Consider the following 22,660-nt stretch of genomic DNA (forward strand, 5'->3'; position numbering starts at 1 on the left):
GGCCCCGGGCGACGAGCCGCCGTCGTCCTGGACGAACGAGACGCCCTCGAGGAAGCCGCGAGCCCGCTCGGTGCGCGGGTAGCCCTCGAGGAGCTGCCAGAACGCGGGGCCGTGCCCGGCGTGCAGCAGGTGGGCGAGCTCGTGCAGCAGCACGTAGTCGAGCACCCACTCGGGCATCCCCTGCACGCGCGTCGAGATCCGGATCGAGCCGTCCACCAGCGTGCACGAGCCCCAGCGGCGCCCCTGGTGGGGCGACCACGACACGCTCGTCGGGTGGGCGTGGCCGCCGAGGTACCGCTCGGACAGCTCGTGCGCCCGCTCCACGAGCTGGGCGTCGGACGGGCGGCGGCGCCGCTCCTTGTCCTCGAGCCGCGCGAGCATCTTCGCGACCCACTCGCGCTCCTGCGCCCGGGAGAAGCGCGCGGGAATGGCCACGACGGTGCGTTCGCCGTCGCGGTACGCGCTCACCGTGGCGGTCCGCCGGCGGCTGCGCCGGACCTCCACCGACGTCATCGTGTCGTGGGCCACGGAACCGACGGTACCGGGGATTCGCGCGGTTTGTGCGGCAGAACACACCGGCTCCGGCCGCGGACGGCCTGTGGACGACCCGCCGACGACGCCCGCGGCGCGTGCCAGGGTGACCGCATGGCAGACGCCGAGCGCCCGGGAACCGGGACGAGCGACCCCCGCACGCTGCGCCCCGCGACGCCCGTGCTCGACCACGGCGACGGCGAGGTCCTGCTCGGCACCGACCCGCGCTGGAGCCTCGTCCTGACCGGCCTGGCCGATCACGAGTCGCGCTGGCTGCGCGACCTCGGGAGCCGCCGGCACCATTCCCTGGACCGCAGCGCCCGCCACTGGGGCGTGACGCCGGCGCGCCAGGGCCAGATCGTGCGGGCGCTCGACGGCGGCGGCTTCCTCGTGCGGCGCCAGGCCCAGCACGCCTCGCCGGCGGCGGTGGGGTGGTCGCCCGACGTCGCGGTCCTGGGGGCGCTGCGGCCCGACGGGTGCGGCACTGCCACGCTCGCGCGCCGGGGCGGGTGCGTCGTCGGGCTGCACGGCCTCGGCCGGCTCGGCGTGGTCCTGGCCGAGCTGCTCGCGTCGGCCGGCGTCGGTGCCCTCGTGCTCGACGACCGGGACCCCGTGCACGTCGGCGACCTCGGGCTCGGCGCGTACGCCCCGGCCGATGTCGGGCGCCCGCGCGAGGAGGCGGCCGCGGAGGTGCTGCGCCGCCGGCACCCCGCCCTGCGGGTGGGGAGCGCCCTGCCGGCCGGGGGCTCGCCGGACGTCGTGGTGGTGGTCGAGGCCCACGCCGCGCGGCCCGCGCGCTACGAGCGGCTGCTGGGCGCGGGCGTGCCGCACCTGCCCGTCGTGGTCCGCGAGGCGGACGTGCTCGTGGGCCCGCTCGTGCTGCCCGGCAGGTCCGCCTGCGTCGGCTGCGTCGACCGGCATGCGACGGACGCAGACGCCGGCTGGACGGCGGCGGTCGCCGACCTGACCCGCCGGCCGCCGACGGACGTCGCCCACGAGACCACCCTCGCGGCGACCGCCGCGGCGCTCGGTGCCGGCCAGGTGCTCGCGCTGCTCGACGGGTCGATGCCCGCGACCGCCGGGCGCGTCCTGGAGGTGGCCCTCCCCGAGGCCGTGCCCCGGTCGCGGGAGGTCGCGCCGCACCCCGAATGCGGGTGCACGCGCCTGCCCGCCCCGGCCCGGACATGACGACGGGCCCCCGGCGAGATCGAGGAAGCGCGGCCGCACGTGGTGCGGGCGCACTCCCCCGGGACTCGCCGGAGGCCCGTGCGTTCAGCGGCGCGCCGGGTGTCCCGGCGACGCAGCGCGGTCATGCCGCGACGGTCTCCGACTTCCGGGGCCGGCCGCGACCGCGCTTGCGGGCGACGACCTTGCCGTCGACGAAGACCTCACCACCCCACACGCCCCAGGGCTCCTGGCGCTCGAGGGCGCCCGCGAGGCAGCCGGCCTGCAGCGGGCAGGTGCGGCACAGCGCCTTGGCCTCCTCGACCTGGGCGGTGTGCTCGGCGAACCAGAGCTCGGGGTCTCCCGTGCGGCACGGCAGGAGCGCCGCGAACTGGCGGTCGAGCTCGGCCACCTCGGCCGGGCTCTGGGTGAGGGGTTGATGCGGGGTCCAGGGGCCGGATCCGCCCTGGGGGATCGTGTCGAGCAGCCGCTCGTCCAACAGCTGTGCGAGGCGCACGGGTTCCTCCGTCAGGTCCTGGGGTGATTCGAACGTCGGTGTTCAGGACCTGCGGGTGGACCCCTGGAGTCAGGGGGCCGGCTTCTGCGACCTGGTGAGGTCTTCTTCCCTGGGCGGAAAGACGAAAGCCGCGGGTCCTGGGTGGACTCCGCGGCCTGGACCGGTTGCTAGACCGGATGGCTCCAGGGGGCGGAGTCGGGTGCGATGTGGAGATCGGCAGCGCCTGCTCCGTGCTTCCGCGCACGGAACGGGCGGACAGCGCTGAGCTCGCCGAGGGCAGACGTGTACCCCGGCGCGCCAACAGACGCGTTCGCCATCACGATCAGATTCATCGTGTCCATCTTCTGCACCCACCTCCTCACTCTTCTCGGACGATCCGCCTCTCGGCAGACGCCACTTCCGTCTGGGACTCTCCGAGCATAGACGGCCCGACCGGGACCGCCACATCTTTTATCGAAGTTTTTTCGGAGCAATTTTCTCGGCCCCCTGACGGGCCCGTCCCGGCTAGGAGCCGGAGCCCCCCTCGACCCCGAGCGGGCCGATGATCCGCAGGTCTCCCAGGCACGTCTCGACCGCGGCGGCCACCCCGTCCTCGTCGAGCCCGTCCGGGACCGTCCGGATCTGGAGTCCGCTCTCGTCCCGGTCGGCGTCGAAGCCCGCCGCGCGGAGGCAGTCGACCTGGACCTGCCGCAGGTCCTCGACCTCCGCGGCGGTGATCAGCCCGTCGGAGAGGATCGCCCTGCCCCGCTCCGTCTTGACCTTCCCGTAGGCCTCGTGGACCTCCGGGGACATCTCGTCGTGGATGGTGCCGGAGTGCTCCCCGCCGTGGTCGCCGTGCCCGCTCTCGCTCACCGCGCGGGGGCCGCTCCCGTCCCCCGGCGTCGCGCCCGCGGGCCCGCAGGCCGTGAGGACCGAGACCAGGAGGGCGGCCGCGCCGGCGGCCAGCCACCGTGGCGCGACGGGGCGGGGCGGCACGGCACTGTCCTCGGTCGGAAACATCATCGTCGCCTCTCGTCGCGGAACGTACCGGGAAAATCTGGCACTGCACCACGACCGCGACAAGGGCTCCGGACGGACCCGCGCAGAAATACGGGAACTCCCGTAGGTGCTCAGCCGATCGAGTCGGCGACGATCGCGAGGATCGTCTGCCCGTACCGGTCGATCTTCGCGGGGCCGACGCCGTTCACCCGCGCGAGCTGGGCCACGGAGGTGGGCTTGAGCTCCGCGATGGCGGCGAGCGTCGCGTCGCCGAGCACGGTGAACGCCGGCTTGTCGGTGTCCCGGGCCACCGACAGTCGCCACTCGCGCAGCGCGTCGAACAGCGCCACGTCGTGCTCCCCCGTGAGCTGCTGCCGGGCTTGGCCCCGCGGGCCCCGCCCGCGGCCGCGTCGGTCCGCCGGGTCGTCCGGCCACAACCCGTCGAGGAAGCGCGTCCGCTTGCGCGTCGCCCGCCCGCCCGGGTTGCGGGAGCGAGCGAACGACAGCTCCAGGTGCTCGCGCGCCCGGGTGACGCCCACGTAGAGCAGCCGGCGTTCCTCCGCCACGGCCTCGTCCGTCTCGGCGAGGGAGATGGGCATGAGGCCCTCGCTCACGCCCGCCAGGAACACGGCGTCCCACTCCAGGCCCTTCGCCGCGTGCAGCGACGCCAGCGTGACGCCCTCCACGGTCGGCGCGTGCTGCGCCGAGGCCCGCTCCTCCAGCTCGCCGACCAGCGTGGCCACCGTGGCCGGGGCGTCCGCGGGCGCGGCGGCCGCGACGTCGTCGGCCAGGCCGACGAGCGCCTGCATGGCCTCCCACCGCTCCCGGGTCGCGCCGCGGGCCGCGGGCGGCTGCTCCGACCAGCCCGCCGTGGTCAGCACGTCGCGCACCTGCTCCGGCATCGGCTGCTCCGGGTCCGCCGAGCGGGCGGCGCCGCGCAGCAGCACGATCGCGTCGCGCACCTCCTTGCGCTGGAAGAACCGCTCGCCGCCCCGCACCAGGTAGCTGATGCCCGCGTCCGCGAGCGCCGACTCGAACGCCGCCGACTGCGCGTTGGTGCGGTACAGGACCGCGATCTCGCTCGGGCGCACCCCCGACGCGATCAGCCGGCCCGCGCGGGCCGCGATCCCGGAAGCCTCCGCGTCGTCGTCGTCGTACGTCGTGAAGCTCGTGGGCGGGCCGGAGGGACGCTGGGCGACGAGCTCGAGCGCTCCCGGAACCCGACCGCGGCGCAGCACCTGGTTGGCCAAGTGCACGACCTGCGGCGTGGAGCGGTAGTCGCGCACCAGGCGGACCACCTGGGCGTCGGCGTAGGTCCGCGTGAAGTCGAGCAGGTAGTGCGGCGTCGCGCCCGTGAAGGAGTAGATGGTCTGCGACGGGTCGCCGACCACGCACAGCTCCTTGCGCCCGCCCAGCCACTGGTCGAGCAGGAACTGCTGCAGGGGCGAGACGTCCTGGTACTCGTCGACGAGGAAGTGCCGGTACTGCGACCGCACCTCGTCCGCCACCTGCTTGTGGGAGTTGAGCATGTCCGCGAGCATCAGCAGGACGTCCTCGAAGTCGATGACGCCCCGCTCGGTCTTCACGTCCTCGTAGGCCGTGATGAGGCGCGCCACCGTCTGGTGGTCGTAGCCCGACGGCGCGGGCCGGTCGTCGACCGCCGCGGCCTTCACGTAGTCCTCCGCCGTCACCAGGGAGACCTTGGCCCACTCGACCTCGGACGACAGGTCGCGGACGGCGACCCGGTCCACGCTCACGCCGACGCGGCGCGCGGCCTCCGCGACCGCCGGCGCCTTGTGCTCGAGGATCCGCGGCGGCGCGCCGCCGACCACGCGCGGCCAGAAGTAGCCGAGCTGGCGCAGCGCGGCCGCGTGGAACGTGCGCGCCTGGACGCCGGCCACCCCGAGGTCGCGCAGCCGGGTGCGCATCTCCCCCGCGGCGCGCGCGGTGAACGTCACCGCCAGCACGGAGGTCGGCTTGTACGCGCCGGAACGCACCCCGTAGGCGATGCGGTGCGTGATCGCGCGCGTCTTGCCGGTGCCCGCGCCCGCGAGCACGCACACCGGCCCGGCGAGGGCCAGCGCCACGTCCCGCTGCTCGGGGTCGAGCGCGTCGAGGATCGCGTCGGGATGAACGAGGGCGTTCGGGGAGTTGGTGGCAGTCGACATCGTCTGCGATTCTCGCAGCCGTCGCCGACATCCCGCGCCCGTCGTCCCCAGGCGGCCGCACGAGCACGGGCACCAGCCCGGAGCATCAGCACAGGAGGACCCCGATGACCGACGCCGCGCCGCAGCTCCCCGAGCCGGGCACCGTCACGATGTACTCGACCGCGTGGTGCGGCTACTGCCGCCGGCTGCGCACCCAGCTCGACTCCGAGGGCATCGGCTACACGGTGATCGACATCGAGGACCAGCCGGAGACCGCGGCGTTCGTGGAGCAGGTCAACGGCGGCAACCGCACCGTGCCCACCGTCGTCTTCCCCGACGGCTCCGCCGCGACGAACCCGTCGCTGCACGACGTGAAGTCGCGCCTCGCTGCCTGACCTGCTGAAACATCTGCTGCCCGACCTCAGCCGGGCAGCTCCGCGCCGTACCACTCCTCGACCAGCGCGCGTGCGATCGACGGGCGGCCCGGCAGGCCGATCTCGCCGGCGCGCACGCCCGCGACCAGCTCCTCGCGCGTGAACCAGCGCGCGTCGGTCACCTCGGCGCCGTCCACCCGGACGTCGGTCGCCACCGCGCGCGCCCGGAAGCCGAGCATGAGCGACGCCGGGAACGGCCACGGCTGGCTCCCGCGGTACACGACGTCGCCCGGCCCGTCGCCGATGACGACCGACGTCTCCTCCGCGACCTCGCGGCGCACCGCCTGCTCGAGGCCCTCCCCCGGCTCCACGTAGCCCGCGAGCGTCGAGAACCGGCCCGCTGGCCAGTGCGCGGCGTGCCCCAGCAGCAGGCGGTCGTCGTCGTCCACCACCGTCATGATCACGGCGGGGTCGGTGCGCGGGTAGATCTCGACGTCCTGCGCCGGGCACCGGCGCACCCAGCCCGCCTGCTCGACGACGGTCGGCTCCCCGCAGCGCGGGCACCGTTGGTGCGACGCGTGCCACGCGGCCAGCGCGACCGCCTCGGACGCGAGCCCGTCCCCGCGGCGCCCGCCCACCTCGCGCAGCCCCGCCCACGCGTGCTCCCGCGCCAGCCGCGCGGCGGGCGACGCCGGGGACACACCCTCGATCCCGACCGCGTCGGCGTCCGCCTCGTCGGGCAGGACCAGGCCGAGAAGCCCGGCGCCGTCCTCCGCGACGCCGAGGAACAGCCATCGGTGGCCCGGCGCGTGCACCTCGGGCCGGTCGGCGCCTTCCTGCTCGGCGGGCAGCCTCGTCACGGTCGCCGGGTCGACCAGCAGGACCTCGCCCGCGTCGTCGACGGCCACGCGCCCGCGCAGCACGAGCACCACGCGCGTCGTGGGATCCGCGAGCAGGCCGGGCAGCAGCCCCGGCTCGCCGCGCCGCTCGGAGGCACGGTCGTGGGTGGCGCGGGTGTAGCTGAGGTCCGGGAGCGGGAAGGGAGCCGTCACGCCCCGACCGTACCCGCCGGGCTCTCGCGGCGGGACGACGGCGGACACGCGCGCCGCGGTGCCCCCGGGCGGGCCCCGGCAGCGTCTACGGTGGGCGGGTGCCACGCAGTCCGCTCGCCCTCGCCGCCCTCGCGACGGCCGCCGTCCCGGGCCTGGACGCCCGCTCGGTCCGCCCCGAGGAGCTGCCGGGCGACTACGACGTCGCCGTCGTCACGGCCGACGACGGCGTCGACTGGCTCGTGCGCGCGCCCCGGACCACGATGGCCGGCGCCGCCCTGGAGGCGGAGACCGAGCTGCTGGAGGCGCTGCACCTCTACGTGGACGCCGGCGTGCTGCCCTTCACGGTGCCGCAGGTGGCCGGCTTCGCGCTGCTGCCCGAGGGAGGGCGCGCCGTCGTCCACCGGCACGTGACCGGCACCGCCCTCGACCTCGAGGCCCTGCGGCCCGGGCCCGGCCTCGCCGCCGACCTCGGCCGCACCCTCGCCGCCGTGCACGAGCTGCCCGCCTCCGTCGTCGAGTCCTGCGGGCTCCCGTCGTACACCGCGGCCGAGTATCGCGAGCGCCGGCTCGTGGAGCTCGACGAGGCCGCCGCGACCGGCCTCGTGCCGCCGACGCTGCTGCGCCGTTGGGAGGCCGCGCTCGAGGACGTGGCGCTGTGGCGCTTCCAGCCCGTCGTCGTGCACGGCGACCTCGCCACCGACCAGATGCTCGTCACCGGTGGGCGGGTCACCGCGATCAGCGGCTGGTCCGACGCCCGCGTGGCGGACCCCGCCGACGACCTCGCCTGGCTGCTCGTGGCCGCCCCGCCCGACGCGGTCGACTCGATCATGGAGGCGTACCAGCTACGCCGTACCGAGCTGCACGACGCGCGGCTCGTCGACCGCGCCCTGCTCGTGGGCGAGCTGGCCCTCGCACGGTGGCTGCTGCACGGCGTCCGGCGCAACCTGGCCGACGTCGTCGCGGACGCGGAGGCCATGCTGGCCGACCTCGACGAGGCGACCCGCGAGGACGCCCCCGCCTGACCCGGGCCCCGGCCACCTCACGGCCGGGCCGGCCGCGCTGCGAGGTGCGCGAAACGACGGCATGACGCGTCCCGGGCCAGGCGAAACACGACCTCAACGCGCCCGCGACGTGGCGACAACCTGCGACGGACAGACTCGGCGGCACGCAAGCGCCACCCCTCTGGCCGAAGGGTCCTCCATGTCGTACGTCATGCCCCAGGACTTCGTCTCGCAGATGATCGCCACGGGCGAGAAGAAGCTGTTCATGTCCACCCGGGACACCCTCATCCGCTCCTTCATGGGCGGGGCGATCCTCGCGCTCGCCGCCGCGATGGCGGTGACCATCTCGACGAACACCGGCAACCCGCTGCTCGGGGCGGTGTTCTTCCCGATCGGCTTCATCATGCTGTACCTGATGGGCTTCGACCTGCTCACGGGCGTGTTCACGCTGGTGCCGTTCGCCGTCATCGCACGGCGCCCCGGGGCCACGTGGGGCGGCATGTGGCGCAACTGGGGTCTGGTGTTCTGCGGCAACTTCGCCGGCGCGTTCACCGTGGCCGTGCTCATGGCGATCACGTTCACCTACGGCTTCGACGTGGCGCCCAACGAGGTGGGCCAGGCCATCGGGCACATCGGCGAGGGCCGCACCGTCGGGTACGCGGACCACGGCGCCGCGGGCATGCTCACGCTCTTCGTGCGCGGCGTCCTGTGCAACTGGATGGTCTCGACCGGAGTCGTCGCCTTCCTCATGTCGAAGGACACGATCAGCAAGGCCGTCGTGATGTGGATGCCCGTGTTCCTCTTCTTCTACATGGGCTTCGAGCACTCCGTGGTGAACATGTTCCTGTTCCCCTCCGGCCTCCTGCTCGGCGGCGACTTCACCGTCATGGACTACCTCGTGTGGAACGAGATCCCCACCGTGCTCGGCAACCTCGTCGGCGGCCTGACCTTCGTCGGCCTGCCCCTGTACCTCACGCACTACCGCACCCGGCCTGAGCGCCGGCGCCCCGCGTCCGCCGGGTCCGCCACCGAGCCCGCCGCCGACGACCGCGTCGCGGCCCCCGTCGCCTGAGGAGGACACCGATGGACCCGATGATGACCAAGGCCGCCGCCGCCGAGCTCGTGGTCACGGCCCGCCTGCGCTCCGGGCTGACCTGGCAGAAGATCGCCGACGCCCTCGGCACCCCGCTCGTCTGGACGACGGCAGCCCTGCTGGGCAGCCACCCGATGAGCGCCGACCAGGCGGCCGCCGCGTGCGCGCTACTCGGCCTCGGCGAGGACGTCGCCGAGGCGCTGCGGCGCCAGCCGTACCGGCTGCGCGACGAGGCCGTCCTCACCGACCCGACGATCTACCGGTTCACCGAGGCGCTGGCGGTGTACGGGCCCGCGCTCAAGGAGCTGATCCACGAGGAGTTCGGCGACGGCATCATGTCCGCCATCAACTTCCAGGTGGACATCGCCCGCCGTCCGCACCCCGACGGCGACCGGGTCGTCGTGACCCTCGACGGGAAGTTCCTCGACTACCGCTGGTGACTACGGCTGCCGGCTACCGCTGGAGGGGCTCGCCGCGCACCAGCGCCTCCAGCTCCGCCTCGTCGAGCAGCCGGCGCGGACGCACGGTGGTACCGCTCGCGACGTAGACGAACGCGGCGGACACCCGGTCCAGCGGCAGCCCGGTATAGCGCGACCAGGCGAGCCGGTAGACCGCGAGCTGCACCTCGCGCGCGGAGCGTGCCTCCGCATCGCGCGGCTCGTGGCCCGTCTTCCAGTCCACGACGACGACGGCGGGCGGCTCGCCGTCCGCGGCGGACGGTGCGTCCGGGTCGGCGAACACCGCGTCGATCCGGCTGCGCAGCATCACCCCCGCGACCGGCGTCTCGACGTCGACCTCGACCGCGAGCGGGGCGCGCGCCGCCCACGGCGAGTCCAGGAATCGCTGGCGCAGCGTATCGAGGTCGACGTCGGGCGCGATCTCGCCGTCCTCGGCGCCGGGCAGGTCGTCGACGTCGACCAGTGACGACGACGTGAAGAACCGCTCCACCCACTCGTGGAAATTGGTACCGCGGCGCGCGTGCACCGTGGGCTCCTGCGGCACAGGGCGGCGCAGCTGGAGGGCGAACGCCTCCCGGTCCCCCGCGAGGCGGACGAGGCCCGACGCCGACACGTGCGCCGGCATCTCCACCTCGCGCGACGCCCGCTCGCCGCGCTCCGTGAGCAGCGTGCCGGCCAGCACCACCAGGTCGCGGCCGGACGCGTCGCGCAGCACGCCCGTCGCGGCGCCGCCTCCCGCTGCGCGGGCCGCCTCGACCAGGGCGGCCGTCCGACGCAGGAGCTCGCGCGGCGTGGGCCCGGCCCCGGGCGTGCCGTCCGCCGAGGGCTCCGCGCCGTCGGCCGGGCGCTGCGTGCCGTCCTCGGGCGCGGGCCACGGTGCGGCGTGCTCCACCGCGTCGCGGGGGTTGCCGGCCGACGGGTCCGGCTGGGCCGCCCAGCCGTCCGCGTCCACGACCCCCGACTCGACGAGCTCCGCGAGGAACGGCGAGACGCGGCGCGGCGCGCTGCCCGTGCCCCACCAGTGCGCGGTGAGGAAGAGCTCCCGTCGTGCCCGGGTGAACGCGACGTACGCCAGCCGGCGCTCCTCGGCCAGGCGGTGCGCGCCGCAGTCCGCGCGGAACTGGTCGCGGCGGGCGGCGAGGTCCTTGGTGTCCGAGGCCTCCGCCCACGTGAACTCGGGCAGGTCCGGGGCGTCGCCGCGCAGGTGGTACGGCAGGGACGACACGTCGGTGAGCCAGCCGCCGTCCAGCCGCCCCTGCGACGACTCCGCCTGGCTGGGGAACACGCCGTCCACCAGGCCGGGCACCGCGACGACGTCCCACTCGAGGCCCTTGGCCGCGTGCGCCGTGATGACCTGCACCGCGTCCGGGTCGGGCTCGCGGACCGGCATGTCGAGGCCCCGCTCCTGGTCGCCCGCGACACCGAGCCACGCGAGGAACGCGCCCAGCGTCGCCACGTCGGCCGACTGCGCGAAGCTCGCCGCCACGTCTCGGAAGGCGTCGAGGTGCTCGCGGCCGCGCAGGCTCACCCCGGCCGCGGCGGCGCCCAGGCCCGGCCCGCCCGTTCGGCCGGCCGTCGTCGCCAGCGTGTCGGCGAGCACCTGCGCCGTCGCGACCTCGACGTCGAGCCCCAGGGCCCGCTCCGCCGCGACCACGAGCTCCGGCAGCGACAGGTAGGTCAGGCCGCGCAGCTCGCGCAGCAGCCGTGCCAGCGCCGTCAGCCGGCCGTGCCCGTCCGCCGACAGCACCCGGCCGTCGCGCGCCGGCCGCCCGGGGGCGGGCAGGTCGTCCAGCGCGTCGACGATCGACCGGTGGTCCACCACGTCGCCCTCGATCACGACCGGCTCCTCGCCGTCCGTGTCGTCCGGGCCGTGGGGGCTCTCGGGGCCGCCGTCCGGCCCACCCGGGCGGGTGGTGCCGGGCCGGGCGCCGTCGGCCCGCGCCAGGTCGGACGCCCACGAGCCGAGGGCGTGCAGGTCCGCCGCGCCGAGGCTCACGCGCGGGCCCGTGAGCAGCCGCAGCAGGGAGTCGCCGCGCGACGGGTCGTGCACGGCCTCCAGCAGCGCGACGACGTCCACCACCTCCGGCGTGGTCAGCAGGCCGCCCAGGCCCACGACCTCCACCGGCAGCCCGCGGCGCCGCAGCGCCACCTCGACCGCCGCGAACTGCGACCGCGCCCGGCAGAGCACGGCGGCCGTCACGCGGTCGGACCCGTCGCGGCGGGTGGCGCGGCGCCAGCGCGTCGCGACGAACTCGGCCGCCGCCTCGGCCTCCTCCTCGCTCGTGGCAGCGACGTGCGCGCGCACCGTGCCGGCGCCGGCGCCGGGGCGCAGGTCCAGCGGCGGCACGTCCACGCCGGCGCCCGTGTGCCGCGCCCGCTCGCGCAGCGGCCCGGCCGCGACGTTCGCGGCGGCGAGCACGGCCGCGTCGTTGCGCCACGACGTGCTGAGGTAGCGCACCGCCGCGGGCGCACCGCCGCGCGTGCGGAACCGTTCGCCGAAGCGCGCGAGGCCCGACGCGGACGCCCCGCGCCAGCCGTAGATCGACTGGTGCGGGTCGCCGACGGCCGTGACCGCGTGCCCGCCGCCGAACAGCCCCGCCAGCAGCTCCACCTGGGCGTACGACGTGTCCTGGTACTCGTCCAGCAGGACCACCGGGTAGCGCGCGCGCTCCGTGGCACCGACCGCCGGCACCGACCGGGCGAGCTCGGCGGCGAACGCGATCTGGTCGCCGAAGTCGAGGGCGTCGGCCACCCGCTTGCGGCGGCGGTACTCCGCCACGAGGTCGAGCAGCCGCCCGCGCTCCGCCACCGAGTCGATCAGGCCCTGGATCTCCTTGGTGCGCTTCCTCTGCCGCGGCCCGAGCGGCAGCGCGTCCAGCCGGGCGACGACGTCCGCGAGCGCGTCCCGCGCATCGTCCACGGGTACCAGGTGCTCCCCCAGCTCACCGGACAGTGACAGCACGGCGCCCACGACGGTGCTCACCGCGCGGTCGGTGCCGAGGTCGTCCGCCCACGACTCCACGACCTGCGCCGCGAGCTGCCACTGGTTGGCCTCGCCCAGCAGCCGCGACCCCGGCTCGATGCCGAGCCGCAGGCCGTGGTCGGCGACCAGCGACGCGGCGTACGCGTTGTACGTCGCGACCGTGGGCCGCGCGAGGAGGTCGAGGCCCGACGTCGCCCGCCCCTGCGCGCGGGCGAGCTGGGCCAGGCGGGACTGCACGCGCTGGGTCAGCTCGGCCGCCGCCTTGCGCGTGAAGGTGAGGCCGAGCACCTCCTCCGGCGCGACGAGGTCGTTGGCGATGAGCCACACCACGCGAGCCGCCATCGTCTCCGTCTTGCCCGAGCCGGCACCGGCGACGACCAGCACCGGGTCGAGAGGCGCCTCGATGACCGCCACCTGTTCGTCCGTGGGCGCGGGGCGGCCGAGCAGCTCGGCGATCTCGCGGGCCGACAGGCGCGGCGTCGCCGGGGCGGCGGGGACGCCGTCGGGCCCCGGGTCGGGGAACAGCGCGGCGTCGTCGAACAGCACCGCGTCGGGCGAGGCCGCGCTCGTGCCGCCGGGCGCGAGCTCCGGGAAGCCCAGCTCCGCCTCGCGGGCGGGCTCGCCCAGGGCGGCCCACGCGTCGTCGAACAGGCCGTCGTCGAAGGTTCCGTCGACGAATCGCCCGTCGCCGGGGAGGTCGTCGGGGTCGGGGGCGGCCGACCCGGTGCTGCGGTCGGTCATCCGACGACGTTCCTTCCCTCGGGCTGGACGGGGCACGACCGGCGCACGGGGCACATGGGGCACAGGTCGTTCTCGTGGGCGGTGAAGCGGGCGGACGCCATCGTGTCGGCGGCGCCCTCGACCAGAGCGCGGGCCCAGCTCGACCCGTCCGCCTCGACGGCGAGCGCGGGCTGGTCGCGCAGGGTGGGCGCCACCGTCGGCGTCCCGACGTACACCAGGCGGGCGCCGGCGCTGGGCGTCCCCGGCGGCAGGTCGAGCGCGCCCTCGGACACGGCGAGCTGGTAGGCGCCGAGCTGCGGGTGCTCCGTGGCCTTGGCGCGCGCGGGTGCGGTCCGCCCGGTCTTCAGGTCGGCGACCGTCACGCCGTCCTCGCCCGCGTCCTCGACGCGGTCGATCTTGCCCCGCAGCCGGGCGCGGCCCACGACGAGGTCGAAGTCGGGCTCCACCAGCAGCGGCTCGCCCGCCTCGGCGTAGTACGCGGCGAGGCGCTCGATCATCTGCTCGGCCCGGCGGCGCAGCTGGCGCGCGGGCCACCCGTCGGCCAGCGCGAGCTGCGGCCAGCGGCGGTCCAGCTCCGCGCGCAGCTCCGTGAGCGACGCCTTCGGGAGATCCTCCGCGATCGCATGGATCAGCGTGCCGAGCGTCTGGTGCGTGGCGTCGGGAGCCGTCGCGCCCGCCGACTCGAACGCCCACTTCAGCGCGCACGTGCTCACCGTCTCGACCTTCGACGGCGAGACGGTGACCTCGTCCTGCGGGCCCCACAGCGGCGCGTCGCTCGACGTCGCCGCGACGCCGTACCAGGTGCGCGGGTCCGCCTCCGCGATCCCGGCAGCGGCCAGGTCGGACAGCAGGGCGGCCGCCACCGAGGCGGGCCCGTCGAGCGCGGCGTCGACGGCGCCGTCCGCCCCGGCGGCGCGGACCAGCGTCGCGCGCGCCTCCGCCACCACGCCCCGCAGGTCGAGCGGCGGGCCCACGGTCACGCGCCGTGGGTCGGGGCCGTCCGGACCGGCCGCGCCGTCCGCGCCGGCCGCGTCGTCGGCGGGCGGCGACACCAGGTCGAGGAACACCGACGGCGCGTCCTCGGCGTCCTCGACGGCCGTCACGACGAGCCGGCGCCGCGCGCGGGAGGTGGCCACGGCGAACGCGCGCAGCTCGTCGGCGAGCACCTGGCGGCGGGCCTCCGGGCCCATCCCGTGGGCGTCGTCGGACCGTCCCGCGAGCAGCTCGACGAGGGCCTGCGACCCGAGCAGCGAGTCGCGCAGCCGCAGGTCGGGCCACACGCCGTCCTGCACGCCCACGACGACGACGACGTCCCACTCGCGGCCCGCCGCGCCCGCGGGGGTGAGCGCCTCGACGGCGTGGGCACCCGTGGCCGACGCCGCGAGCGAGTCGGCCGGGAGGTCCTGCGACGCGAGGTAGTCGACGAACGCCGCGACCGGGGCGCCCGGCATCCGGTCCACGTAGGTCTCCGCCGCGCGGAACAGCGCGAGGACGGCGTCGAGGTCGCGGTCGGCGCGCGCCCCGGCCGGCCCGCCCGCGAGCGCCTGGTCGCGCCACCGGTCCGCGAGCCCGGTGGCGGCCCACACCGCCCAGAGCACGGTCTGCGCCGTCGCGCCGGGCTCCGCGGCCGCCGCACGGCCGGCGGCGAGCACGCGCGCGACCGCCAGCGGCCCGCGACGCACCGGCGCCGGCAGGGTCTCCGCGCGGGCCGGGTCGTCGAGCAGCTCGACGACCAGCGCGTCCGACGACCGCCCGCCGCCTCCCGACAGCTCCTCCGCCCGCAGCGCGCGCCGCAGCCGGCGCAGCGCCACCGCGTCGAGCCCGCCCACGGGCGACGTGAGCAGCAGCGCCGCGGTCTCGGGGTCCAGCGCGGAGCCGACGCCCGGTTCCCCCAGCTCGTCCGCGATCAGGCGCTCGACCCCGCCCCCGGCCGCGCAGACGCGCAGCGCGGCCAGCAGGGGTGACGCGGCGGGCTCGTCGCGCAGCGGCAGGTCCGACCCGAGCAGCGCGACGGGCACCGACGCCGCGACGAGGTCTCGACGCAGCGAGGCGAGCCGGTCGCCGCTGCGCGCCACGACCGCCATCCGCTCCCAGGGCGTCCCGTGCAGCAGGTGCTCGGCCCGCAGCTCGCGCGCCACGTAGGCCGCCTCCTGGGCCGGGCCCGCGAGCACCGCGACCTGCACGCCCGGCGCGCCCTCGCGGGGCTCCGCGACCTCGGCGGCGTCGGACGCGCCCGCGGGTCCCTCCGGCTCGCCGTCGGACGCCCCGTCGTCGGGCCGCGCGGCGGCGCCGCGGTGCAGCGCGCCGGACACGGTGGCGATGCGCGACGTGACGGCGCGGGTCACCGCGCGCAGCTCCTCGAGCTGCCGCCACGCCGTGCCGAGGACGACGGTGCGCGCGTCGAACGCGCCGACGACGCCCGCCCGCTCGGGGGCGGCGGCGCGCCCGACCAGGCCGGGCGACGCGCCGCGGAAGCCCTGCACCGCGGAGTCCGGGTCGGCGAGCAGCACGAGACGGGCGCCGGCGCCGCGCAGCACGTGCAGCAGGCGGGCGGTGGCGACCGTGGCCTCCTGGTAGTCGTCGACGATCACGAGGTCCCAGGTGGGGCGGGGCACGTCCGGCAGCTCGTCGTCCCAGCCCGCGAGCGCGTGCGCCGCCTCGTCGATCACCCCGGCCGGGTCGTAGCGCGCGCCCGAGTCGGGCGTGCCCAGCCGCAGCGTGGTGACGTCCAGGTACTCCTCGTACAGCTGCGCGGCGAGCACCCACTCGGGGCGGTCGTGGCGGCGGCCCAGCTCGTCCAGGTCCACGGGGCCGAGGCCACGCTCGGCGGCGCGCATCAGCAGGTCGCGCAGCTCCTGGCGCAGCCCGCGCAGGCCGAGGGAGTCCTCGGGCAGCCCGGCGGGGAGGTCGAGGTCCGTGCCCTCGCCCGAGAGGTGGCCCTCGAGCAGCTCGGCGAGCACGAGGTCCTGCTCCGGCCCCGAGACCAGCGTCGGAGCCGGCTCGCCGTGCGCCGCCGCGCGCGTCCGCAGCACCGCGAACGCGGCGGAGGCTGCCGTGCGCACCATCGGCGCGCCGACCGTGCGGCCCGCGCGCGCCGTGACCCGGTCGCGCAGCCGGGCGGCCGACCGGCGCGACGCCGCCAGCACCAGCACGCGCGACGGGTCGAGGGCCGCCAGGTCGGGCGCCGGGCCGCCGTCGTGCTCGCCGCCGGCCCCGAGCGCCCGCACCGCGACCGCGGTCGCCACGGTGGTGCGGCCCGTGCCGGGCGCGCCGACCACGAGGGTCACGGGGTTCTCGAGGGCGGCCGCGACGGCGGCCTCCTGCGTGGCGTCCAGCACGACGCCGGCCTCGGGGACGCCGGCGGGCGCCGGCGGCACGAGCCGCGGGGCGAGGAGAGGCGCTGACGTCACGGCACCGATTCGACCACGCCCCACCGACACCCCGGGGCGCGCCCGTCGGGAGCGCCGGTTTCACCCTCCGCTGACAAGGGCCCGGCGGGGCCTTCTCCTGGCCCCGCCGTGACTAGGATCGATCCGGACGTCCGGGTGACCGGGCACGACTGACGGCCGACAGACGCGACGGCACGACCCGGCGCGGCTCGCGAAGGAGACAACGTGGAGATCACGATCGGTGTGCAGAACCTGGCCCGCGAGCTGGTCGTCGAGACCGACGGGACAGCGGAGGACGTGACCGCCGCCGTGCGCTCGGCGATCGCCGACGGCGGCGTCCTCGAGCTCACCGACTCGCGCGGCCGCACCATCCTGGTGCCCACCGCGACCATCGGGTACGTGGAGCTCGGCGCCGAGGAGCAGCGCAAGGTCGGCTTCGGCGCCCTCTGACACCTGGGGCGGGGTCCCACGGGTCCCCGCCCCGGCGCAGCCGGTCAGGCCGCGAGGCCCATCCGGTCCATGCGTCGGGTGTGCTCCGCGGTGAGCCGGGAGACCAACCACGCCTGCGGCGACGCGCCGCCGTCGGACGCCGCCTCCCGCGCGTCGGCCGCGAGCGCGGCCAGCTGCGGGTGCGCCGCCAGCAGCACGGGCACGAGGCCGAGCGCCTCGCCGACCACGCGCCGGCCCCACAGCGCGAGGCGCGCCGCCAGCACGCCGTCCGACGACGCCGCCTCGGCGAGCACGCCGGTGGCGGCGTCGTCGGGGCGCGGGTCGCCGACCGCCCGTACGAAGTCGGCGGGCCCGCCCGGCAGCCCCGCGGCGAGCTCGCGGCACAGGTCCTGGGCCACGCCGAGCCCCACGACACCCTTGAGCAGCCCCTCCGCCCAGGAGGACGGGGCGGTGCGGGCGTCGAAGTCGGCGAGCGCGCCGTCGAAGGGCGCCATGACCGCCGCGGGGGCGCCGTCGACCAGCGCGAGCAGCCGCTCCTGGCGACCCAGCGCCTCACCGGCCGCCGCCGCCAGGGTCTGACGGGTGGCGAGGTCCGGCGCGTCCACCGAGCGGCTCGCCAGCAGCCCGAACGCCGCCAGCTCCGTATAGCCGGCCAGCCCGACGAGCGTCGTGAGGGTCGGGTCGGGGGCGCTCCGCTGCTCGTTCACCGGCCCAGGATAGGTGCGCCCGCGCGGTCCGCCCCGGCGTGTCCCGCGCCGCACAATGCCGGGGGCGGGCGCGGTCGCGTACCATGGAGGCGTACTTCGGTTGCCCGGTCGTCACGCCATGGGTCTTCATGCACTGACTCGACCGCAGCGGCCCGGCGGAATCTCCGCCGAGCCTGAGCGACGTTCTTCCGCGATCGGCTGCCGACCACCTCGGCGCTCCTTGCGACCCGACGAGTGTGACCTGAACGGTGCGGCCCGTCGACGGACCCGCCCCGCACGGGAACCCCTCGGTCCGCGCGCGCCGACGAGCAGACGAAGGTACCCGTGACCACGACCGACCCCGCCGCCACCGCGGCCCCCGAGGCTCCCGCCACCGGCGAGCCCGACTACTCCACCCCCGCCGCCATCCAGGCGCAGGACGTCTCGTTCGCCGACTTCGGGGTGCGCCCCGAGATCGTGGAGGCCCTGCGCGAGTCCGGCATCACCCACCCGTTCCCCATCCAGGCGATGACGCTGCCGGTCGCCCTGCAGGGGCACGACATCATCGGCCAGGCGAAGACCGGCACGGGCAAGACCCTCGGCTTCGGTGTGCCGCTGCTGCACCGCGTCGTCGCGCCGGGCGAGCCCGGCTACGACGAGCTGCCGGCCCCCGGCAAGCCGCAGGCGCTCGTCGTCGCGCCGACGCGCGAGCTCGCGGTCCAGGTCGCGAACGACCTCGCCACCGCGTCGAAGAAGCGCTCCGTCCGCATCGCGCAGATCTACGGCGGGCGGGCCTACGAGCCGCAGATCGAGATGCTCAACAGGGGCGTCGAGGTCGTCGTCGGCACGCCCGGCCGCATGGTCGACCTGCTGAACCAGGGCCACCTCAACCTCACCCGCGCGGCCACGGTCGTGCTCGACGAGGCCGACGAGATGCTCGACCTGGGCTTCCTGCCCGACGTCGAGAAGATCCTCGCCCGCACGCCGGCCGTGCGGCACACCATGCTGTTCAGCGCGACGATGCCCGGCCCGGTCGTCTCGATGGCGCGCCGCTACATGTCGCAGCCGACGCACATCCGCGCCGCCGACCCCGACGACGAGGGCGCGACCGTGAAGAACACCCGCCAGGTGGTCTACCGCGCCCACGCGCTGGACAAGGTCGAGGTGCTCGCCCGCCTGCTGCAGGCCGAGGGCCGCGGCCGCACCATCGTGTTCGCGCGCACCAAGCGCACGGCCGCAAAGGTCTCCGACGACCTGCGCGACCGCGGGTTCGCCGCCGGCGCTATCCACGGCGACCTCGGCCAGGGCGCCCGCGAGCAGGCGCTGCGCGCGTTCCGCCACGGCCACATCGACGTCCTCGTCGCGACCGACGTCGCCGCGCGCGGCATCGACGTCGACGACGTCACGCACGTCGTCAACTACCAGTGCCCCGAGGACGAGCGCACCTACCTGCACCGCATCGGCCGCACCGGCCGCGCGGGCAAGCAGGGCACCGCGGTGACGTTCGTCGACTGGGACGACGTCCCCCGCTGGCAGCTCATCGACCGCACGCTCGACCTCGGCTTCCCGGAGCCCGTCGAGACGTACTCGAGCTCCCCGCACCTGTTCACCGACCTCGGCATCCCCGAGGGCACGAAGGGCCGGCTGCCGAAGGACAAGCAGCAGCTCGGCGGCCTGGACGCCGAGGAGCTCGAGGACCTCGGCGAGACGGGCAAGCGCACCAGCTCGTCCGGCCAGCGCGACGGCCACCGCGGCGGGCGTGACGGGGGCCCCCGCGACGGCGGTTCGCGCTCCGGCTCGCGCTCCGGCCAGGGCTCGCGCTCCGGCCAGGGCTCGCGCTCCGGCGGCGAGCGCGCCGAGGGCACGGCGTCCGACGCCGGCGAGCAGCGCGACGGCGAGCAGCGCCGTCGCCGCACCCGCAACCGTCGCCGCACCCGCGGCGGCCGCCCGGTCGAGGGCGGGTCGCCCGCCCCGCAGGCGCCGTCGGAGGGCTGACCTCCGGGTCCGACCACCGGCACGCATCGAGCGTGCTGACGTGTTCCTCAGAACGCCGTGGAGAGGATCAGGTCAGCACGCTCGATGCATGTCCGGGGCGGGCCGTACCGTGCAGGCATGCGTCTGACGTTCTCGGCACCGCTGTGGCGGTGGCAGGTCCGCACGGACTCGTCGTGGTGGTTCGTCACGGTGCCGCCGGAGGAGTCCGACACGCTCGCCGAGCTGCCGCTGCCCCCGCGGGGCTTCGGGTCGATCAAGGTGATCGCGACGATCGGCGCCACCACCTGGTCGACGTCGGTGTTCCCCAGCGACGAGCAGCAGGGCTACATCCTGCCGATGAAGAAGTCCGTGCGCCTGGCCGAGGGCATCGAGCCCGGCTCCACGGTGCGCGTCACCCTGGAGCCCGTCGGGCTCTGAGCCCCGCCCCCTGAGCGCCGACCAGGCGGTTGCTGCCGGCATGAGCCGCGATCCGCGCGCATTCCGGGAGCAACCGCCTGGTCGGCACGGGCCGGGGGCATCGACAGGTCAGCGGACGATCTCGTCCCGCCCCGCGAACCAGGCGGCCACGCCCTGCACGAGCGACGCCCCGACGAGCAGCGCCAGGGGCAGCGTCCAGGAGCCGGTGGCGTCGTGCGCGACGCCGAGGCCGAGCGGGCCGCACGCCGCGAGCACGTAGCCGGCGCTCTGCGCCATGCCCGACAGCTCCGAGGTACGGGTCGCGTTCTCGGTGCGCAGCGCCATGAGGGTGAGCGCCAGCGCGATGCCGCCGCCCTGCCCGAGGCCCAGCAGCACCACCCAGAGCACGGCGGCGTCCGGCGCGAGGATCAGGCCCAGCAGGCCCGTGGTGATGAGCGCGACGATGACGACGCCGATCGCCCGCTGCCGGCGCATGCGACCGGCGAGCACCGGCGCGACGAACGACCCGACGATGCCCAGCAGGTTGGTCAGCGCGAGGAGCCAGCCGCCCACGGCGACGCTCCGGCCGGACGCGACGAAGATCTCCGGCAGCCAGGCGTTGACCGCGTAGAACGACAGCGACTGCGTGCCCATGAGCACCGTCACCGCCCAGGCGAGCGGGCTGCGCCAGACGGACCGCACGGCGTCGGCGGCCGTCGCGCCGACCGGCCGCAGCGGCGCGGCAGCGCGGCTCCCGGCGCGCAGCGCCCGCGGCGCCCACACCGCCGCGCCGACGACGGCGAGCAGGCCCCAGGAGGCGAGCGTCGCCCGCCAGTCCATCCCGGTGGCGGTGGCCAGCGGCACGGTGAGCCCGGCGGCCAGCGCGGCCCCGCCCGACAGCGCCATCGAGTAGAGCCCGGTCATGAGCCCCACGCGGTCGGCGAAGTCGCGCTTGATCAGCGCCGGGAGCAGCACGTTGCCGAGGCCGATGGCGCACCCGACGGCCAGCGTGCCCACCAGCAGGGTGCCGAGACCGGGCACGAGGCGCAGGGCGAAGCCCGCGCAGAGCAGCAGCAGGCTGCCGAACAGCGCCCGCTCCAGGCCGACGCGGCGGGCCAGGAGGGGCGCCACCGGGGCGAGCAGGCCGAAGCACAGCACGGGGAGCGTCGTGAGGACGCCGCCGGCGGTGGCGCTGAGGCCCTCCTCCGCGAGGATCTCGCCCAGGAGCGGGGAGACTGCGACGACGCCGGGCCGCAGGTTGAGCGCGGCCAGGACGATGGCGAGGACGGCGCCCGCGCCGAGCGGTCGGCGCAGGATCATGCGTCCTCCCCCTGCGTCGGCTCGACCAGGTGCGCACGGACCGCGGCCATGGTGGTCTCGACGGCGCGCTCGGCGGCCGCGGCGTCCCCGGCGGCGACGGCCTCCACCACCTCGCGGTGGCCGGGAACGTCGCGGTGGTGGCGCCCGTGCGCGTCCGTGGCGAGGGTGCGCACCAGCACGTGGTCGATCCCGTCGTAGAGCTCGGCGAGCAGCGCGTTGCCCGCCGACCGGACCAGCTCCGCGTGGAACGCGACGTCGGCGGCGCGGAACGCCTGCTCGTCCCCGGCCCGCGCGGCCTCCTCCTGGACGGCCAGCGCGCCGCGGAGCGCGGCCAGCGCGTCGTCGTCGTGCCGCGACGCCGCGATCCGGGCGGCCCCGCGCTCGAGGACGGAGCGCACGTCGAGCACCTGCAGCGCGTCGGAGGTGCGCGCCCGGCGGCCGATGGCGGCGTCGAGCCCGCTGGCGGCGCGCACGTACGTGCCGTCGCCGCGGCGCGGCTCGAGGATGCCCGCGTGCTCGAGGGCGCGCACGGCCTCGCGCACCGTGTTGCGCCCGACGCCGAGCCGGGCGACGAGCTCCGGCTCGGCGGGGATCCGCGAGCCGACGGGCCACTCGCCGCGCTCGACGAGGTCGGTCAGGTGCTCGACGACGAGCTCGGACACCTTGCGGGGCGGGGAGATCGGGGGGACGTCAGACTCAGGCACCGAAAGAGCCTAACATCCCATGTTTGCCTCAGCCGGCCTGAGCCATGCGGACGAACTCCGTGATCGCCGTCGCGATCCCCTGCACCGCGATCGCGGCCAGGAGCAGGCCGGCGATGCGCGTCACCAGCGTCACGCCGGAGTCCTTGAGCACCCGGTGGATGACGTTCGCGAACCGCATCGACAGGTACAGGCACACGTGCACCAGCACGATCGCCACCGCGATGGCGACCAGCTGCGGCGCGCCGCCGGTGTCCGACACCCGCGTCTGCTGGACGAAGACCATCGTCGCGACGATCGCTCCCGGCCCGGCCAGCAGCGGCGTGCCGAGCGGCACCATCGCCACGTTGACGCCCTTGTTGCCCGACGGCGATGGCTCCTCCATCTTGCCGGTCAGCAGCTCCATCGCGACGAACAGAAGCAGGAGGCCGCCGGACGCCTGCAGCGCCGGCAGCGAGATGCCCATGTAGTGCAGCACCTGCTGGCCGAACACCGCGAAGACGACGATGACGCCGAACGCGACGAGGATCGCCTGACGCGCGGCACGGTTGCGCTGCTTCGCGCCCATCGCTGACGTCAGGCCCAGGAAGACCGGCACCGTGCCGGGCGGGTCCATGATGACGAACAGGGTGACGAACACCTCGGTGAACAACGCGGTGTCCAGGACCGCGCTCACTGTCGCAC

General features: G+C 76.0%; 19 protein-coding genes. 8 read left to right on the top strand and 11 right to left on the bottom strand.

Going from position 1 to position 22,660, the window contains the following annotated elements; all coding sequences use genetic code 11:
- Positions 1 to 513: M48 family metallopeptidase (locus ACFWDO_RS13805; protein ID WP_380346997.1), on the bottom strand; the 513-nt coding region annotated here is incomplete at its 3' end.
- A gap of 132 nt (positions 514 to 645) precedes the next feature.
- Between ACFWDO_RS13805 and ACFWDO_RS13810 the strand changes: the two genes are divergently transcribed.
- Positions 646 to 1,719, top strand: a complete 1,074-nt coding sequence (locus ACFWDO_RS13810; RefSeq protein WP_380322836.1) for a ThiF family adenylyltransferase — start codon at positions 646 to 648, stop codon at positions 1,717 to 1,719.
- Between the two features lie 121 nt (positions 1,720 to 1,840).
- Here the strand turns inward: ACFWDO_RS13810 and ACFWDO_RS13815 are convergent, their stop codons facing one another.
- From ACFWDO_RS13815 to ACFWDO_RS13825, 3 genes are all read right to left on the bottom strand, one after another.
- Positions 1,841 to 2,212: a WhiB family transcriptional regulator gene (locus tag ACFWDO_RS13815; protein WP_380322839.1), complete on the bottom strand. Its 372-nt coding sequence runs from the start codon at positions 2,210 to 2,212 to the stop codon at positions 1,841 to 1,843.
- Between the two features lie 504 nt (positions 2,213 to 2,716).
- The gene (locus ACFWDO_RS13820; RefSeq protein WP_380322842.1) at positions 2,717 to 3,214 is read right to left on the bottom strand and encodes a hypothetical protein; all 498 of its coding nucleotides are present in this window, start codon (positions 3,212 to 3,214) and stop codon (positions 2,717 to 2,719) included.
- A 107-nt stretch (positions 3,215 to 3,321) separates the two neighbouring features.
- On the bottom strand, positions 3,322 to 5,358 hold the full coding sequence (locus ACFWDO_RS13825) for an ATP-dependent DNA helicase UvrD2 (protein ID WP_380322845.1): 2,037 nt from the start codon (positions 5,356 to 5,358) through the stop codon (positions 3,322 to 3,324).
- A gap of 104 nt (positions 5,359 to 5,462) precedes the next feature.
- Here ACFWDO_RS13825 and ACFWDO_RS13830 point away from each other — a divergent pair, with 104 nt between their 5' ends.
- Complete coding sequence (locus ACFWDO_RS13830) at positions 5,463 to 5,732, top strand: mycoredoxin (protein WP_380322848.1); 270 nt, start codon at positions 5,463 to 5,465, stop codon at positions 5,730 to 5,732.
- Positions 5,733 to 5,758: 26 nt separating this feature from the next.
- Here ACFWDO_RS13830 and nudC read toward each other — a convergent pair whose 3' ends face one another.
- Entirely contained in the window at positions 5,759 to 6,763 is a 1,005-nt protein-coding gene (nudC, locus tag ACFWDO_RS13835; RefSeq protein WP_380322850.1) for an NAD(+) diphosphatase, read from the bottom strand.
- A gap of 98 nt (positions 6,764 to 6,861) precedes the next feature.
- On the opposite strand from nudC, the gene ACFWDO_RS13840 reads away from it, so the two are divergent.
- The 3 genes from ACFWDO_RS13840 (at position 6,862) to cynS (ending at position 9,297) form a co-directional block, all read left to right on the top strand.
- Positions 6,862 to 7,785 carry a macrolide 2'-phosphotransferase gene (locus tag ACFWDO_RS13840; protein WP_380322853.1) on the top strand — a complete coding sequence of 308 codons (924 nt, stop codon included), beginning with the start codon at positions 6,862 to 6,864 and terminating at the stop codon, positions 7,783 to 7,785.
- Between the two features lie 178 nt (positions 7,786 to 7,963).
- Positions 7,964 to 8,836 (top strand): formate/nitrite transporter family protein, encoded by an 873-nt coding sequence (locus tag ACFWDO_RS13845; protein ID WP_380322856.1) that lies wholly within the window; start codon positions 7,964 to 7,966, stop codon positions 8,834 to 8,836.
- Positions 8,837 to 8,847: 11 nt separating this feature from the next.
- Positions 8,848 to 9,297: a cyanase gene (gene cynS, locus ACFWDO_RS13850; RefSeq protein WP_380322859.1), complete on the top strand. Its 450-nt coding sequence runs from the start codon at positions 8,848 to 8,850 to the stop codon at positions 9,295 to 9,297.
- A 13-nt stretch (positions 9,298 to 9,310) separates the two neighbouring features.
- Here the strand turns inward: cynS and ACFWDO_RS13855 are convergent, their stop codons facing one another.
- Positions 9,311 to 13,039, bottom strand: a complete 3,729-nt coding sequence (locus ACFWDO_RS13855) for a UvrD-helicase domain-containing protein (protein WP_380322862.1) — start codon at positions 13,037 to 13,039, stop codon at positions 9,311 to 9,313.
- Positions 13,036 to 16,449 carry a PD-(D/E)XK nuclease family protein gene (locus tag ACFWDO_RS13860; RefSeq protein ID WP_380322865.1) on the bottom strand — a complete coding sequence of 1,138 codons (3,414 nt, stop codon included), beginning with the start codon at positions 16,447 to 16,449 and terminating at the stop codon, positions 13,036 to 13,038. Before ACFWDO_RS13860 ends, ACFWDO_RS13855 begins: the two co-directional genes overlap by 4 nt.
- 204 nt (positions 16,450 to 16,653) lie before the next feature.
- Between ACFWDO_RS13860 and ACFWDO_RS13865 the strand changes: the two genes are divergently transcribed.
- Positions 16,654 to 16,878, top strand: coding sequence for a DUF3107 domain-containing protein (locus ACFWDO_RS13865; RefSeq protein WP_380322867.1), 225 nt, complete (start codon positions 16,654 to 16,656; stop codon positions 16,876 to 16,878).
- A 44-nt stretch (positions 16,879 to 16,922) separates the two neighbouring features.
- Here ACFWDO_RS13865 and ACFWDO_RS13870 read toward each other — a convergent pair whose 3' ends face one another.
- Entirely contained in the window at positions 16,923 to 17,585 is a 663-nt protein-coding gene (locus ACFWDO_RS13870) for a ferritin-like fold-containing protein (RefSeq protein ID WP_380346995.1), read from the bottom strand.
- A gap of 324 nt (positions 17,586 to 17,909) precedes the next feature.
- Between ACFWDO_RS13870 and ACFWDO_RS13875 the strand changes: the two genes are divergently transcribed.
- Positions 17,910 to 19,559 (top strand): DEAD/DEAH box helicase, encoded by a 1,650-nt coding sequence (locus ACFWDO_RS13875; RefSeq protein ID WP_380322599.1) that lies wholly within the window; start codon positions 17,910 to 17,912, stop codon positions 19,557 to 19,559.
- 117 nt (positions 19,560 to 19,676) lie between these two features.
- Positions 19,677 to 19,976 (top strand): DUF1905 domain-containing protein, encoded by a 300-nt coding sequence (locus tag ACFWDO_RS13880; RefSeq protein ID WP_380322602.1) that lies wholly within the window; start codon positions 19,677 to 19,679, stop codon positions 19,974 to 19,976.
- Positions 19,977 to 20,084: 108 nt separating this feature from the next.
- On the opposite strand, the gene ACFWDO_RS13885 is transcribed toward ACFWDO_RS13880, so the two are convergent.
- From ACFWDO_RS13885 to ACFWDO_RS13895, 3 genes are read right to left on the bottom strand one after another with little or no spacing between them, the layout of a single operon-like run.
- A complete protein-coding gene (locus tag ACFWDO_RS13885; RefSeq protein WP_380322605.1) occupies positions 20,085 to 21,275 on the bottom strand; it encodes a CynX/NimT family MFS transporter in 1,191 nt (396 codons plus the stop codon).
- Positions 21,272 to 21,979 (bottom strand): FadR/GntR family transcriptional regulator, encoded by a 708-nt coding sequence (locus tag ACFWDO_RS13890; protein ID WP_380322608.1) that lies wholly within the window; start codon positions 21,977 to 21,979, stop codon positions 21,272 to 21,274. The genes ACFWDO_RS13885 and ACFWDO_RS13890 overlap by 4 nt, the downstream gene beginning before the upstream one ends.
- 28 nt (positions 21,980 to 22,007) lie before the next feature.
- Positions 22,008 to 22,652 carry a MarC family protein gene (locus tag ACFWDO_RS13895; RefSeq protein WP_380322611.1) on the bottom strand — a complete coding sequence of 215 codons (645 nt, stop codon included), beginning with the start codon at positions 22,650 to 22,652 and terminating at the stop codon, positions 22,008 to 22,010.
- Positions 22,653 to 22,660 lie beyond the last annotated feature (8 nt).

It is taken from the genome of Isoptericola sp. NPDC060185, from assembly GCF_042728595.1.
GTDB lineage: Bacteria > Actinomycetota > Actinomycetes > Actinomycetales > Cellulomonadaceae > Isoptericola.